General features: G+C 71.0%; 7 protein-coding genes and 4 pseudogenes. 7 read left to right on the plus strand and 4 right to left on the minus strand.

Annotated elements, in window-relative coordinates:
* Positions 1–3: 3 nt before the first annotated feature.
* Together FREUN1FDRAFT_RS15080 and FREUN1FDRAFT_RS15085 are read right to left on the minus strand one after the other, a co-directional pair.
* The gene (locus tag FREUN1FDRAFT_RS15080; protein ID WP_006540960.1) at positions 4–3,516 is read right to left on the minus strand and encodes a BTAD domain-containing putative transcriptional regulator; all 3,513 of its coding nucleotides are present in this window, start codon (positions 3,514–3,516) and stop codon (positions 4–6) included.
* A gap of 118 nt (positions 3,517–3,634) precedes the next feature.
* Positions 3,635–5,098, minus strand: a complete 1,464-nt coding sequence (locus FREUN1FDRAFT_RS15085) for an FAD-binding oxidoreductase (RefSeq protein ID WP_006540961.1) — start codon at positions 5,096–5,098, stop codon at positions 3,635–3,637.
* 355 nt (positions 5,099–5,453) lie between these two features.
* Here FREUN1FDRAFT_RS15085 and FREUN1FDRAFT_RS15090 point away from each other — a divergent pair, with 355 nt between their 5' ends.
* Positions 5,454–6,656, plus strand: coding sequence for an amidohydrolase family protein (locus tag FREUN1FDRAFT_RS15090; RefSeq protein ID WP_006540962.1), 1,203 nt, complete (start codon positions 5,454–5,456; stop codon positions 6,654–6,656).
* Between the two features lie 115 nt (positions 6,657–6,771).
* Here the strand turns inward: FREUN1FDRAFT_RS15090 and FREUN1FDRAFT_RS15095 are convergent, their stop codons facing one another.
* A complete protein-coding gene (locus FREUN1FDRAFT_RS15095; protein WP_006540963.1) occupies positions 6,772–7,689 on the minus strand; it encodes an NADP-dependent oxidoreductase in 918 nt (305 codons plus the stop codon).
* A gap of 717 nt (positions 7,690–8,406) precedes the next feature.
* Here FREUN1FDRAFT_RS15095 and FREUN1FDRAFT_RS15100 point away from each other — a divergent pair.
* The 6 genes and pseudogenes from FREUN1FDRAFT_RS15100 to FREUN1FDRAFT_RS45120 all read left to right on the plus strand — a co-directional run.
* Entirely contained in the window at positions 8,407–8,997 is a 591-nt protein-coding gene (locus tag FREUN1FDRAFT_RS15100; RefSeq protein ID WP_006540964.1) for an NADPH-dependent FMN reductase, read from the plus strand.
* Positions 8,998–9,177: 180 nt separating this feature from the next.
* Entirely contained in the window at positions 9,178–9,897 is a 720-nt protein-coding gene (locus FREUN1FDRAFT_RS15105; protein WP_232295206.1) for a TNT domain-containing protein, read from the plus strand.
* A gap of 209 nt (positions 9,898–10,106) precedes the next feature.
* A pseudogene (locus FREUN1FDRAFT_RS47410) lies at positions 10,107–10,490 on the plus strand (SDR family oxidoreductase); the annotation flags it as partial.
* Positions 10,487–10,696, plus strand: a pseudogene (locus FREUN1FDRAFT_RS48030) (helix-turn-helix domain-containing protein); the annotation flags it as partial. The pseudogenes FREUN1FDRAFT_RS47410 and FREUN1FDRAFT_RS48030, both read left to right, overlap by 4 nt.
* 25 nt (positions 10,697–10,721) lie before the next feature.
* Positions 10,722–11,018: pseudogene (locus FREUN1FDRAFT_RS48035) on the plus strand (hypothetical protein); the annotation flags it as partial.
* Between the two features lie 30 nt (positions 11,019–11,048).
* Positions 11,049–11,153, plus strand: a pseudogene (locus tag FREUN1FDRAFT_RS45120) (L-serine ammonia-lyase, iron-sulfur-dependent, subunit alpha); the annotation flags it as partial.
* A 78-nt stretch (positions 11,154–11,231) separates the two neighbouring features.
* Here the strand turns inward: FREUN1FDRAFT_RS45120 and FREUN1FDRAFT_RS15120 are convergent.
* The gene (locus tag FREUN1FDRAFT_RS15120; RefSeq protein WP_006540969.1) at positions 11,232–15,140 is read right to left on the minus strand and encodes a diguanylate cyclase domain-containing protein; all 3,909 of its coding nucleotides are present in this window, start codon (positions 15,138–15,140) and stop codon (positions 11,232–11,234) included.
* Positions 15,141–15,385 lie beyond the last annotated feature (245 nt).

Below are 15,385 nucleotides of genomic sequence, written 5' to 3' on the forward strand. Positions count from 1 at the left end.
CCATCACGAGGATGGGGCGCGTGCAAGCTGCTCAAACAGCGCGTGCGCGTCGCGGGCGACGCCGGCCATGCCGCGCCGCGAGGCCTGTTCGGCGAGGTCCCGAAGGCCGGCCTCGTCGACGGGTTCGCCGCACCGGTGGGCGAGCTGGGCGGCTACCAGCCGCGTGTGCAACAGCGCACCCACCCCTCGTGATCGAGTGGCGACCTCCAGTGCGGTCCGTAGGTGTGCACGGGCGGCTGGGATGTCACCGGTGAGCTCGGCGAGTCGGGCCAGGCCCAGCGCGACCGGGCCGGCCATCCCGCACTGGCCCAGGTTGGCGATGTTGCCGGCGATCGGTGCCAACCGCGTGGTCAGCGTCTCGGCATGCTCCCGCAGCCCGCGGTCGGCGACGGCGTGGGCCAGCAGCGTCAGGCGTGCATGGGTCGTCCAGGTCACCGGCCCGGTCTCGGTGACCGCCGCGGCGAGGAGCTCGTCGGCAGCCGGGTCGTCCCGCGCGGCGGCGATGACCGCGGCGGCCCACGGCGGGAGCGGAGCGCCGGAGACCCGGTCATCCGGCTCGTGCAGCCGGCCCTGCTCCCAGCGCAGGGCCAGCCGGGCGAAGTCGTAGGCGCCGCTCTGGTAGAGCTCCGTCTCCCCGTGCAACGCGAACGCCTGGTCGTAGGTCCGCTCCGCGGCGGCCAGATCGCTGTCATGCCAGAGCGCGAGGGAGCCCTGCGCCCACCGGAACTGCACCCGGGTGGCCGGGAGCCGGAGCAGGTCACTGCCGACCGCCCCGAGCCGCGCCTGCTCGGCGGCCGACGGGTCACCTAGTGTGATCTTTGCGAGGTAGCCCAGCCCGTGCGCGATGACCTGGTCGATCTGGGCGGATGAGTGGGGTACCTCCGCCAGCCGGGTGAGCAGCGCGACGGACTCGGTGGCCCGTTCGGCGATGCCGGAGAACGCGAGTGCACGGCCGAGCAGGGCGTCCGCGAGGCACTCGTCGTCGCCGAGGCGCTCGGCGAGCTCGATCGCCCGGCGGCTGAGCCGGTCGGGAACGGAGCTGTCCGGGTCGTAGGTGCTACCGACCGCGAGGGCCGCCAGAACGCGGATGTGCGCCGCCGGATCAGCGGTGACCAGCGTCTCCAGGCCGGCCAGGCGGGCCAGCAGCGGCGCCGGGTCGTCGCCGTAGGCGGGCCAGGGCCAGCACCCGGTGGTCCGCAGCAGCGCGCTGGCCAGGCGGCCGGCGGAGTCGAGCCGCCCGCGGCGCACCGCGTCGAGCAGGCCGGCGTCGATCAGGTCGAGCAGCGTCTGGCCGCGACCGTGCCGCGCGAGCGCATGCACCTGGGCGACCAGCAGTTCGTCCCGGTCGACGTCGAGATCGCGCGGGCTTTGGTCGACGATGGCGAGTGCTTGGCCCCACCAGCGCGCGGCCGCCTCCGACTGCCAGCGCCGTTCCGCGTCGAGCGCGGCGGCCCGGCAGGCGGCGAGGACGTCCGGGGCCTGGGCCAGTGGCCAGGCGGCCACGAGATGCGCGGCCCGGCGGCTGAGCGTCTCGCCGCCCTCGGCCGGGTCGAGGGCCTCGGCGATCCGCAGGTGCAGCCGCTGGCGGCGCAGGCTGGAGAGCCCGGCGACGACCTCGTCGCGCAGCAGCGCATGCGCGAACATGTACCGGCCGGTGCCGGCGGCCGGCACGATCACATGCTCGTCCGAGGCCTCGTCCAGCATGTCGGCGAGCACGTCGGGGTCCAGCCGGGTCACGGCGCGCAGCAGGCCGATGTCCAGCGTGTCGCCGATGAGCGCGGCGGCGCGCAGCACCTGCAGCACCGCCGGGTCCAGGCCGGCGAGGCGCTGCCCGAGCACCGACCGCACCGCGAGCGGAATCGTGCCCTCGGCCCGCTCCCGCGCGGGCAGGCGGGCGTACTCGCAGACGAAGAACGGGTTCCCGCCGGTCCGCTCGGCGAGCTCGGCGGCCTCGGCGGCGCCGATCTCCTGGCCGCTGACCCGGCACGCGAGCTCCACCACCTCGGCCCTGGTCAGCGGTGGGACGGCGAGCCGGCGCGAGCCGTGCCGGCGGGCCGCCGCGGCGAGCAGCCGGTCGAGTGCGGGCCTGCCGGCGACGTCCCGTGCCGTGACGACCATGCTGATCCCCGGGCGCGGGCCGGCGTCGGCGAGATGGGCCAACAGCCGCAGGGACGCCGGGTCCGCCCAGTGGACATCCTCGATGACAAGCAGCAGCGGGCTGGTCCGAGCCGCGGCGGTCAGGGCTTCGATGACACGGTCGTAGACGACGAAGCGAGCGGCGTCCGCGTCGACACCGCTCGGCGGGGTCAGGACGTCGTCCGGCTCCGCGCCGAGCTCGCGCAGCAGCTGGCGGGCCGGCCACCACGGAGGAAGCGCCTCGTCGTCGGGGCATCCGGTCCGCACGGGACGTCCGCCGGCCCGCCGCCAGATCACGGCGGCCTCGTGCGCCAGGCGGCTCTTGCCGATGCCGGCTGGTCCGGTGAGGACGATCCAGCGACCGTCCCCGGCCACCGCCTCGCCGAGGGCGGAGTGCAGGGCGGAGATCTCATGCTCCCGGCCGACCAGGTCCGCCCGCGCGCCGGAAGCCGTGGTGGTGGTGGTCGTCGCTGCCGCTGCCGCTGCGGTTGGTGTTGATGTCGGTGTTGGCGTGGTCGGCGTGATCACGGTCGGCGCGGTCGCGGTCGCGGTCGGCGCGGTCGCGATCGTGGTCACGAATGCGGTCGGTGCGGTCGGTGCCTGGCCGGGCCAGAAATCGAGGGCGGGGTCCTGGCGGAGGATGGCGCCCTGCAGGTCACGCAGGGCCGGGCTGACATCCAGGCCGAGATCCTCGTCCAGCCGGCGAGCGTGCTCGCCGAACGCCTCCAGTGCCTCCGCAGGCCGCCCGGCCCGGTAGAGAGCGATCATGCGTAGCCGACAGGCACCCTCCGAACCGGGGGTGTCGAGCAGCAGCTGGCGCGATCGTGGCACGGCCGCGGCCACCCGGCCCAGGCCGAGCAGTGCCACCACCGCGTTCTGCTCGCACTGCGACCAGCGCTCCGCGACCGTGTCCGCCGAGCGCCGGACCCACGGCTCGTCGGCGAACTCGGCGAGAAGCGGACCCCGGCGCAGTGCGGTGGCACGGTCGGCGGCCTCCAGCGCACGCTGCCAGTCGCCGGCGTCGACGGCGGCCTGCGCCTGGCCACAGGCCCGCTCGAACAGCCGCAGGTCCACCTCGTCCGCGGGGACGTCCATCAGATAGCCGGGCGTGCGGCGCACGATGGGTGAGGTGGCGTGCTCGTCGTCCCGCAACAGCCGCCGCAGGTTCGAGACGTGGGCCTGCAGGCTCGCGAGCATGCTCGGCGGGTGATCGTCTCCCCAGGCCGCGTCGGCCAGGCGGTCCACGGAGACCACCCGGCCGGCGTTCAGCAACAGCGCGGCGAGGACCGCCCGCTGCTTGGGCCCGCCGAACGAGACCGGGTCACCCTCGCGGATGACCTCGATCGGCCCGAACAGGCGGTAGGACGGCACAAGCCTCATGATGCCGCCGACCCAGGTCACCGGCGGTGGATTGACCAGTCGGCTTCAGGACGGCCGGTCGGCTTCAGGACTGCCCGCCGGTCGGTCGGCCTGAGGACTGCCCGCCGGCCTGTCGGGCTCAGGACTGGACCAGCCCCGCGGCGGCGCGGACCGCGTGGGAGGCGACCATGCGCGCATGCGGGTCGTAGCTCGCGGTGAGGGTGGCGAGCCGGGCCAGCGTCGCCGGGTCGTACTGACGGGCGACGATCGCGGGGTTCGAGCTGGCACCGAAGTTCGGCGTCGAGCCACCGTCAGACCACGGGGCGACGGCGGCGATGACCGCGGCGGCGTGTCCCGCGGTGGCCTCGATGATCGGCGGCGCGGCGATGCCGATGGTCAGCAGCGAGTAGGCGGCATCCCGGTGGCAGACGGCACTCGGCTCCCGCGGCGGGCGCGCGAACGCGCCGCCGAGCAGCCGCAGCTCCACGATCACCAGGGGGGACTCGGCCTGCGGGCCGGCCAGCGTCAGCAGCGTCTGCACCGCCTGCTCCGGCAGCTCCCGCAACAGCACCCCACGCTCGTGGGTGGGCATCGGGTCGACAGGGTCGGAGTGGATCATTCCGAGGGCGTTGAAAGGGAGCACGTCCAGCCCACCGAAGATCACCGGTGCGACCTCACGCATCGCCTCGGCCACCCGGGAGCCCTCGGCCGGGTCACCGACCCAGGCGAAGCGGACGGCGACGGTGCACCGGCCCGCCAGCGGCGGGGGCACCGCCGGCATCGCCGGAAGGCGGAGAATCGCCAGCGACGTGGACGCCTGCTCCGGCAGCGAGGCCGTCCAGGCCCGCCACGCCTGGACGATCCGCTCCGTGTCGGCGCCGTCGAAGTAGAGGCAGCCACCGTAGATCTGCGGGACGTCCAGCAGCTCGAACTCGACGGCGGTGACCACGCCGAGCGCGCCCTTGCCGCCGCGCAGCGCCCAGAACAGGGAGGTGTTCTCCGTCGCGGTGGCCCGGCGCAGCTCACCGTCACCGGTGACGACGTCGAAGGCGGTCACCAGATCATTGGCGAAGCCGAAGCTGCGGCCCACCGGCGAGAGCCCGCCGCCGGTGAGGTAGCCGACGACTCCGACGTTCGGGGAGGAGCCGGCCAGCGCGCCGAACCCGTGCCCGGCGGCCGCGTCGAGGACCTGCTGCCAGCGCACGCCGGCGCCGACCCGGATCCGTCGGGTGACCGGGTTGATGACGATCTCGAGCAGGCGGCCGGTGTGCACGAGCAGCGTGGGGCGGCTCCGGTCGAGCAGCTCGAGTGCGCCGTGCCCGGTGGATCGCACCTCGATGTTCAGGTCGTGCGTGTTGGCGAAGAGGACGGCGGCGACCACATCGGCCGCGTCGGCGGCGACGACGACCGCCGCCGGCGTTGACACGACCGCGACGTTCCACGGCGTGGCGGCCTGGGTGTAGGCCTCGCTGCCGGGCAGGGCGACCTCCCCGCGGACCACGGCCGCGAGGTCGGCGAAGGGCAGTGCCGGGGCCAGGCCCTCGGCCGCGTCGTGAACGCGGGGCAGGTCGTGGGACGAGTAGTCGGGCGTGAGAGTGGACATGACGTCTCCGTCTGACGGTGGGTGCCGGGCTGGACGGGATCAGCGTGTGGTCCGGCGCTTGGGCCTTTCCTGCGGCCGCCTGAGATGCGCTTGCGGCCAGCCGAGGCGGTGCTTGCGGCCGGCCGCCACGCCACTTGCGACCGGCCAGGGTGGCGATTGCCGCTGGCCGCTCCGCCGCCCGTTGCCGCAGGTCAAGCGATTTTGACGTCAAAGTCAATAAGTGTTAGCGTGAGGCAACATCGAAAATGATGTTCTGGGGTGGGCGCATCCATCCCACGGAGGCCTCGCCGGGGGAGTCCTGTGACTGCCTCACGGCGTCGAGCCGGTGCTGGTCAGCCGGCGTACGGAGGTAGTCATGCCCAGGTCGGACGTCGACTTCCCTGTCTTCGACGCGGATAACCACATGTACGAGACAGTGGATGCCTTCACGAAGTACCTGCCAAAGGAACACGAAGGCCTGATCAAGTACGTGCAGGTGAACGGGCGCGACAAGATCGCGGTGCGCGGAGTGATCTCCGAGTACATCCCGAACCCGACGTTCAACGTCGTGGCTCGCCCGGGCGCCTGGGAGGACTACTTCAAGAACGGCAACCCCGACGGCAAGTCCACCCGCGAGCTGATGGGCAAGCCGATCCGGTCGCCCGAGGCGTTCTTCGCCCCCGAGCCCCGCCTCAAGCTGATGGACGAGCTCGGTCTCGACCGCGCGATCATGTGGCCGACGCTGGCGAGCCTGCTGGAGGACCGGCTGCGGGACGACCCGCGGGCCACCCACATCGTCGTCCACGCGCTGAACCAGTGGATGCACGAGCAGTGGACCTTCAACTACGAGAACCGCATCTTCGCGACTCCCGTGATCACGCTGCCGATCGTCAGTGAGGCGATCAAGGAGCTTGAGTGGATCGTCGAGCGGGGTGCGAAGATCATCCTGATCCGTCCGGCGCCGGTGCCCGGCTTCGAGGGCTTCCGCTCGTTCGCGCTGCCGGAGTTCGACCCGTTCTGGAAGAAGGTCGTCGAGGCGGACATCACCGTCGGCCTGCACTCGTCCGACGACGGCCTGACCCGGTACTACAACATGTGGGAGGGCCGGCAGGACGGTGAGCACCTGCCGTTCGCCACGCCGACCGCCTTCACCGACATCATGCACAAGCAGCATCGGGGCATCTTCGACACGGTGACCTCGCTGATCGGGCACGGGCTGCTCACGCGCTTCCCGGAGCTGCGGATCCTGCCGGTCGAGAACGGGTCGGGCTGGGTCCGCCCGTTCATCGAGGCCGCCGGCGAGTCCTACGCCAAGAGCCCCAAGCTCTACGACGAGGACCCGATCGAGGTGCTCAAGCGCAACATCTGGATCCACCCGTTCTTCGAGGAGAACACGAAGTACCTCATCGACCTCGTCGGCGTCGACCGGGTCGTGTTCGGATCCGACTACCCGCACGCCGAGGGCCTGTCCGACCCGCTCTCCTACATGGACGACCTTGAAGGCCTGTCCAGGGAGGACAAGGCGAAGGTGATGGGCGGCAACCTCGCCGCGGCGCTTAAGCTTCCCGCCACCGTCTGAGCAGTCGTTCCCTGAAAGCCTGTTCTCCGCAGGAAGCCTGCCGCCCCGGCCGGACAACGAGGTCCGCCGGGGCGGCAGGCTTTTGTCCGCCGCCCACCAGCAGGGCGCAGGCGGCTCAGGACGGCAGGGTCAGCACGACCTTGCCCCGGCCGTGCCCGGTCGCGACCTCGCGATGGGCGTCCGCGGCCTGCTCCAGCGGATAGGCGCGGCGCAGCTCGACCCGTAGCCGCCCCGTGACGTACAGCTCGACCAGGTCGGCGAGCCGGGCCGCTGACCGCTGGCTGCCCAGCCACCGCACGCCCAGCTCCTGGACGAGGTCGAAGGCGACGATCGTCCCGATCCGGCCCCGGTCCTCGACGAGCTCCACGGCGGCGCGCAGGCCGTCGGCACCGGCCGCGTCCAGGCTCGCGTCGACGCCGCCGGGCGCGACCGCGCGGACCCGCTCGACCAGGCCGCTGCCGTAGGCGACCGGAATCGCTCCCAGAGCGCGCAGGTAGTCGTGGTTGGCCGGGCTGGCCGTCCCGATCACCGTCGCGCCGGCGAGCCTGGCGAGTTGCACCGCCACCGTGCCGACCGCGCCGGCGGCGGCGTGGACGAGGACCGTTTCGCCGGCGGCGACACGGAGAAGCTCGATCGCGGTGTGGGCGGTCTGCCCGGCGCCGGACAGCCCGCCCGCGATCTCCCAGGGCAGCGCCGCCGGCCTGCGGACGATCTGGCTGGCCGGGACGACCACCTGCTCCGCGTAGCAGTTCAGGACGCGGAACCCGAGCACCTCGGCGCCGACGGCGATGTCCGTGACGTCGGCACCGACCCCGTCGACGACTCCGGCGAACTCGTTGCCGGGCACCATCGGGCCCGACGTCGCCTCGACACCCATTGGCATCCGGCCCTGGCGGACCGACAGGTCGACGGGCTGGACCCCGGCCGCCCGCACCCGTACCCGGACCTCGCCGGCGCCGGGCACCGGCCGGGGCAGATCCATGATCTGCAGCACCTCGGGCGGACCGGGAGCGACGAACGCGGCAGCCTTCATTGAGCCTTCTCCATCTCACGGTGCATGGTCAGGGGTGCGGCAGGTTCGAGCCGACGATGGAAAAGGCTCATTGCCTACCAACACCTTCCGATTCAGTTAGGCCGGCATCAGGAGGCACAAGGAGGCGCCATGCCGGTGCCCGCCAGCCTGTCGGTTGAAGCGAGGTTGAGGTCAAGTCCCGCTGCGGGCGAACTCCCGGCGACGTCCGGGCGAACTCCCGACAACGTCCGGGCGACCTCCCGACGTTCAGGCAACGGCGACCAGGCGGGTTGTTTCCTGGCGCGCTGATCGTGTGGCAGAATCCCGAGCCGAAGAAGATCATCCGTTCGGTCGAGCCGCGACTCCGGGCTGCCGCCGTGACTGGCGATTGCTGCCGGACAAGATCTGAGGATTGTGGTCGTTCCAACGACCACAATCCTCAGGTTTTGCCTGGAGACAGCCCCGGGTTCGCCTACCAGCGGCAATCCCAGCCGTCGACAGAGCGGGTGATCGCCTGGCCGGCGGACGCTGCCACTCGGGCTGCTCGCGGTGACGGCAGCCGCAGGGATCTGGCGCGCGGTGCGCGCCCCCAGCGCCGCCGATAGCACAGCCGGCCGGTCGTGCGGGTCGCCCCACCTTTCTTCGTTGTGGAGCTTGACCTCAACTCGACTTGAGGTTCTAGGTTTTCGGACCAGACCCCGCCGAATGCGGGGCCAGCGAGATGTGGGGAATATTCTCATGACCAGTGCGCCAGTACAGCCGGTAAACCTGGCCGTCATCATCGGAAGCAACCGGGTGGGGCGTTTCGCCCCGGTCGTGGCGCAGTGGTTCCTGCGCCAGACCGCCGGCGACGACTCGATGACGACAACCGTCCTCGACCTGGGCGAGACCAGCCTGCCGGAGCGGCTGGGCTCCCCGCGCGGAGCGGAAGCCGACGAGCTGACGGCGGTCACCCGCCAGCTCGACGCCGCGGATGCATACGTCGTCATCACCCCCGAGTACAACCACAGCTTCCCGGCTCCACTGAAGAATCTCGTCGACCTGCACTACACCGAATGGCAGGCCAAGCCGGTTGGCTTTGTCTCCTACGGTGGGCTGTCCGGCGGCCTGCGCGCCGTGGAGCATCTGCGCCAGGTTTTCGCGGAGCTGCACGCGGTCACCATTCGCGATGTGGTCAGCTTCCACGGGGCCTGGGAGCGCTTCGACTCGGACGGATCTCCGCGTGACGCCGAAGGCGCCAACACGGCGGCCCGGAAGATGCTCGACGAGCTGCGGTGGTGGGCGACCGCGTTGAAGGAGGCCCGAAGCCGGACCCCGTACAAGTTCTGACCGCGCCTCCGACGGGACCGATGATCCGGTAACCAATCCGGTACTCATAAGAGGCGACACGCGGCTCAGTACCGCAACCCGGCCGTGTCCGCGAAAGCCCAGATCCGCTGACTACTCTCCGTGGTCTTATATTAATTCCTGAAGCCACGGGAGAAGCAGGTGTTCTTTCGTAGAACGCTCATGTCGCTGGTCGCCGGAGGGTTGCTCTTCGCCGCCTCCGCGCAGGGTACGGCAAATGCCGCCGCAACACCTACAGTCCCCTTCGATCAGTGTTCGAAGGCAGATCTGAGGGACGACCCCCGCCTCGGCCCGGCCAAACTGCCGATTTTCGGGACGGTAGCCAATGAGCTCGACGACTACCGGCGTACGGGAAAGCATCCGATCTGGCAGTTCCTCGGTACCTGGTGGGATCCGTCCCTGCCCCCTTCCGCCCAGTTCCCCGGAATTGATGGGAACTGGGTCTACCCACCGAAGGATGGTTACTATCTCAGGCCCGACGGAACGCAGATCAGGGCCACCACCACCCTGGTTCCGGGTCAGCAGGTAGACCGTTTCGGTCTGCCGCGCGGGAGTTTCCTCTCCCCACGCGGAACCGACTACGCGCAACGTTCGCTCCCGCCGTCGAACCTCGACGACACCACAAACCCGGGTGGGTGCAATTACCACGTCTACCAGGTGCTGAAGCCGTTCGATGTCTATTCCGGCCCGATCCGGCCATGGTTCGACCAGCCCGGGAACGGCCTGCAGTACCAGGCGGTCTGCGTTCTCATCCCGGAATTCGCGGGAACGAACAAATGTGACGAGACGGGGGGGAACCTGCGTATTCAGTATCTCGTCGACGCGCATTACGTCGTCGAGGTGCCGGTCGTGGACCGGCGCATCCTTGTAGCCGGCTCCTGAGCCGACACCTCTGAAAGAGCGCCGGACAGGCCGACGCCGGTGAGCCGAAAGTACTGCCGTTGGTTCACCGGCGTCGGCCTGTCGCTGTCCAGGGTGCCGCGACGGGCTCCGCCGAAGCCCCGGGGGCCCCGAAGCCCGGGGGCCCCGAAGCCCCGGGCCGCCTGGGTCGCTGGGTTGCGGTCGCCGGAGCAGGCCTGGGTCGCCCGAACGAAGGTGGGCCGGGTTTCGCGCATTCGGCTGCGGCGAAGGCCGGGGTGAAGAACATGGTCGAGACCCTCGCCGTCGAATGGTCGCCGTACGGGATCCAGGTCAACGGGCTTGTGCCCGGGATGTTCCCGCATGAGGACCAGACGGCGGACATCAAGGGCAACCTCGCCCGCAGCTCCGACAAGGACGCGACCCAGCCCGCGCTGCGGGTCGGGCGCCTGCGTGAGCTCGGCTGGGCCGCCACCTTCCTGGCCTCGCCCTACGCGCGTTTCATCTCCGGCCACACGCTCGTCGTCGACGGCGCCAACTGGCAGCGGCGCTCGCTCACGAACCCGCCGGTGGTCACCGTCCGGGACCAGCTGGGCCGTGGACCCTTCACACCATGACCGCGCCGCCGAACCTTCCGCCGCGGGGGGTCGAGCGGGCGCTCGCCCGCCAGCGGAACCGCTATGAGGACGAGGTCGAGCGGCTCATCGACGCGACCTTCCGGGTCATGCGCGAACGCGACACCGCCAACCCGTCCGTCAACGACATCCTGGCGGCCTCGGGCCTGTCGACGACCGCGTTCTACCGCCACTTCCCGACCAAGGACGATCTGCTGCTCACGCTCCTCGAGCGTGCGCACGACATCACCAGGCGGCACATCGAGGAGCGGCTGGCCGCCGAGATCGACCCGGTCCAGCGGATCGCCGAGTGGGTGCGGGCGATGTTCGACCTGCTGCGCACGGACGACCTGGTGGTGGCGAACCGGCCCTTCCTGCTGGCTCATCCCAGGCTGCTCGAGCGGTTCCCGGCGGAGCTCGGCGCCTGGTTCGACGCTCTGGTGGCACCGCTGGCGACAGCGATCTATTCGGCTGAGCGGCGAACAGCGGGTCAATCCGACGCTGCGGGACAAGCCCGGCCTGATCAACTCCGACCCGTACCAGGAAGGTTGGATCTTCCGCCTCGACAAGGTCATCCGCACCATGCGTGAGACCGGTGCGGACATGAAGGACAAGTACAAGGAAACCTCCCGCGGCGGCCTTGCCGTGAACTTCATCGAATGCTGAGTGGGGATCTTTGTCAGCGCGATTCCGTGGCACGCGAGACGGGCCGCTTCGGCCACGCGCGGGATCCCTGGCGGACGCTCAAAAAAGCGGTAGGAAAGCGACGCCGACGGTCCCTCGGGCCGTGTGTTTCGCCCGGTACATCGCGCTGTCCGCCGTCGTCAGGAGATCATTGGGATCAGTGTCGCTGGCACGGGTGAGAGCGACTCCGACTGTTGCGCTCAGGCCGATCAGATCGTCGCCGTGGCGCACCGGGGCGGCCAGAGCCTGCCGGAGGCGGCGGGCCACGGCGACGGCCCGGTCCTGGCCGACCTCACCGAGAACCACGACGAACTCGTCACCGCCGAGCCGGTAGGCCGTGTCGCCGGGCCGGCAGGCGTGGACGAGCCGGCGGGCCACGGTGCTCAGGACGACATCCCCGGCCTCGTGGCCGAAAGTGTCATTGATCTGTTTGAAGTGGTCCAGATCGACGAACACGATCGCGGTGGTGCCTGCGCCGGGCCGGAGCGCGTCCAGGAGCGCGGTCCGGTTGGGCAGGCTGGTCAGCGGGTCGTAGCGCGCCTGGTGCAGCAGCTGGTCCTGCATGTTCCTGCGTGTGGTCACGTCGTGGATGGTCATCAGCCGCCCGCCGATGTACGGGTGCGAGAACTGGTCGGAAGCATGGAGGTCAAACCAGCGATACACCCCGTCAGTCCCCCGGAGCCGGAGATCGCGGACCGTCGTGAGGTCGGTCGGAGGGCTGCGGCCGGTGTCGTCCGCCGGGATGAGCGCGTCTCGAAGCCGGTCGACGTCGTCGGGATGCACGAGGCCGCACTGCTGCCCCAGGAGGTTGTCGGTGTCGTAGCCGAGGAGACGGGTCGCGGCGGAGCTGACGAACGTCACGTTGAACTGGCGGTCGTTGACGACCACGATGTCGTGGACGTTGTGCAGCAGAGCGGACAGCCTGTCGTTCTCCCGGCGTTCCGCCTGGGCGAACAGCCGGGTCGCGAGCGCCAGCCCGAACACGGTCGCCGCCACCGAGCAGATGAGCAGCATGTTCTGCCACGCCTGGTCGGGGCGCAGCCCGGACAGCACGGCCGAGGTCGGAAGTTCCAGCATGACGTACCCCCCGTTGGCCAGGGCGGGATCACGGACGGCGAACGCGGTGGAACCCTGTTCGGTTGTCGCCGCCCCCGGCAGACGTACCGCGCCGGAAGCGGGCAGTGTGGCCAGGACCGCGGGGTCGGCGAGGCGGTGGCCGATGAGCTCGCGGTCCCAGGAGTACCGGGCCACGCCGTCGACGTCCAGTTCTGACAGTCCGCCCGTCGAGCCAAGGCCTACCGACCCCACCGCCTCGTACCCCAGTTGCTGCGGTGAGATGTCGGCCCGCATACCCAATGAGACCACCGCGATCGACGCGCCGTTCCTGAGAACCGGGAACAGCGAGTAGTTCCAGTAGGCCCCGCCGACTGACTGCACCGGCAGGTTGCCGACGCGGCCACTGAGCGCGGTGGCGAACGCCGGGTCGGCGGCCCGTACCGGGTTGGGCGCGCCGGTGGGCGCCGCGTTGATGACCTGGCCGTCTCTGCTCATCAGCGCCACCGCCATGCCGTCGGACGGCGCGACGAACTGGTTCAGCACGACCTCGTTGGCGGCGGACGGGGTGAGCGTCCACGGCACGGCGGAGATGTCGGCGATCAGATTCTTCGTGGCGCCCGACGCGTCGTTGTAGCGCGCTGAGCCCTCCGCCACCTCGGCGAGCTCGCCGAGCCTCGCCTGCATGGCTCGGCGTTCCGCGGCCCGGTCCAGGCCGAGGGCGGTTACCGCCATCACGGTCAGCAGGACCGCGGCGAGGGCCAACGGCCCCCAGGTCTGCAGCCGCCAGGCGAGGCCGCCGCGCCCGCGCCCGGCCTTCGCGGCCGGCCGGTGCTCTGCCTGCCGCGGACGCGCGGCGCCGGCCGGACGCGCGGCGCCGGCTGGGCGAACCGCTCCGGCTGGGCGAACCGCTCCGGCGGCGGCCTCGCCGCTGGATAGGTCCCCGGCGGTGCCCTCCTCGTAGGGCGGGACCGCTCGAGGCGCTGGCTCTACCTCGCTGAGCGAGACCGGAACCGGCTGCGGTCGGCCGGGACGGGCGGGGGCGGCGCACTCCTCGATCACCCAACGACTGCCGCCGCCGCGTTTGGCCCGGTACATGGCGTGGTCAGCCTGCCGCACCAGCTGGTCGGGGCTGACGCCGCCGCGGGGCGAACCCCCTCGGACAAGCGCGCTGACGCCGACGCTCGCGCTTACGCGCAGTTGCCGACCATCGACTGTCATCGGACGCGCGAGAAGGTCGACGACGCGGGCGGCCACGCGGATGGCCGCGGCCCGGCGGACGCCCTGGAGGAGGACGACGAACTCGTCCCCGCTCAGACGTCCGACGACGTCTTCACGCGGCGAGTTGCCGGCCCGGTCACTCCCGGTGCGCACAGCGTCGTGGAGCCGACGGGCGACGATCCGCAGAACCTCGTCACCCACCTGGTGACCGTGGGTGTCATTGACCGTTTTGAACCCGTCGAGGTCGACGAACAGCAGGAAGACGGAGGCGTTGGTGGCGACTCCCGCCGCCAGAGCGCTGTCGACCGCGGCCATCACCGCGGTCCGGTTCGCCACACCGGTCAGGCCGTCGGTATGCGCCTGGTCGGTGAGACGGTCCTGGAGATCCTTGCGTTTCCCGATCTCATGGCAGGTGACCAGGATGCCGCCCACGGCGGGATCGTCGCGCAGATCGGCGGCCTCGACGTCGAAGCAGAGCCATCCGGTGGGGCCGATCGCGGGGGAACCCCGCGCGTCGCTGAGGAGCCTGACATCAAGTTCCGGCGGCCGCCGCGGGTTGTCGATCAGGGCCCGGACGCGTGGCACGTCCTCGGGGTGGACGAGGTCGGTCAACGGCCGGCCGAGATCGGCCTGCGGCGTGCGGCCGAGCAGGTGGTGGCCGGCCGCGCCGACGAAGGTCAGCCGGTGACTGTCGGCCTCGGCGACCAGGACGAGATCGAGCGTGCCGGACAGCAACGCGTCAGTGCGTGCCCGGCGGCGTCGCGCCGCATGGGTCCAGACCACCCCGAACAGCGCCAGAGATGTCAGGCAGGCCGCGTACACCGCGGTGAGGGTGATGCGGCGTTCTTGCTGCTGTTCACGCAGGTCGGCGTAGAGGTCGGCCTCGCGGCGCTCCAACAGGAGGTGGTAGCCGGTGCTGGGGACCAGGTGCGCGAAGTGGACGACCCGGTCGTCGCCGTGACCTGTGGTCCACTCGCTGGTGGTGTCAGCCGCGATCCTGGCCAGGTCGGCCGGGGCTGTCACCCGCGTCCCGATCAGATCCGGATCCCAGGCGTTCACCACGACTCCGACCCGGTCGATCTTGTAGGTGCCCTCGTCGGCGACGGTCTCCGCGAAGGCCTGGAACTGGGAGTTGTCGTTCGCCGTCACCAGGACCGCCCATGGCCGCGTCCCACCGACCGGCGCCGCCGTGGCGACCAGCTTCCTGCCGGCTACGTCGAACAGGTCCGACGCGGCCGCGCTGCCCGCCAGCGCCGAGGTCCAGGCGACCCCCAGATCGGTGACGGTCGGCAACGGCTGCTCCGGGTCGATGCTGGCGATGACCGTCCCGTCCGGTGCGTACAGCGCGACGGCCTGGTTTGGGACGAAAGTCGGCGAGTTCGTGAACAGCCGCAGGAGCTCGCTGTTGAGCGCCGGGTCGTCACGCGCGAACGGAGTGACGGCCACCTGGTCCGCGAGCAGCTGCGGATTCTCGAGCAGATTGGACATTTTCGCGAACTGGCTGACCAGGCGCTCCCGGTCGGCCAGCCGCTCGGCCTCCTCGGTCGCCAGCCGGACCCGCCCCAGCACGACCATGCCGATGCCCTGCACGGCGAGAAGGCACAGCACGCCCAGGAGCAGCAGTCGGACGCCTCGGCCCTGAGTACGCGGGCCCAGCGGGCGGACCCTGCCAGCCGACGGTCCGCGGCCGGTCATGCGGGTCCGCGTCGCCGGCACGGGAGCCCCTGCCCGCGGTGTCCCGGAGCGCGCGCCACCTTGAGAGCCTTCCCGGATTCGGCCGGCAGGATGCACCAGCGCCGAACCCGCTGCTCCAGGAGGTGCTTCTTGTGCGAAATGCCGCCTGTCTGGGCTTACACCCGGTGCTGACGACGAACGTCGGGCCGAGGTCGCCCACGGTGGCCTTCGCACCCGCGGGGCGGGGTCGCCCACGGTGGCCTTCG

The sequence above is a fragment of the Parafrankia sp. EUN1f genome, assembly GCF_000177675.1.
Classification (GTDB): Bacteria; Actinomycetota; Actinomycetes; order Frankiales; family Frankiaceae; genus Parafrankia.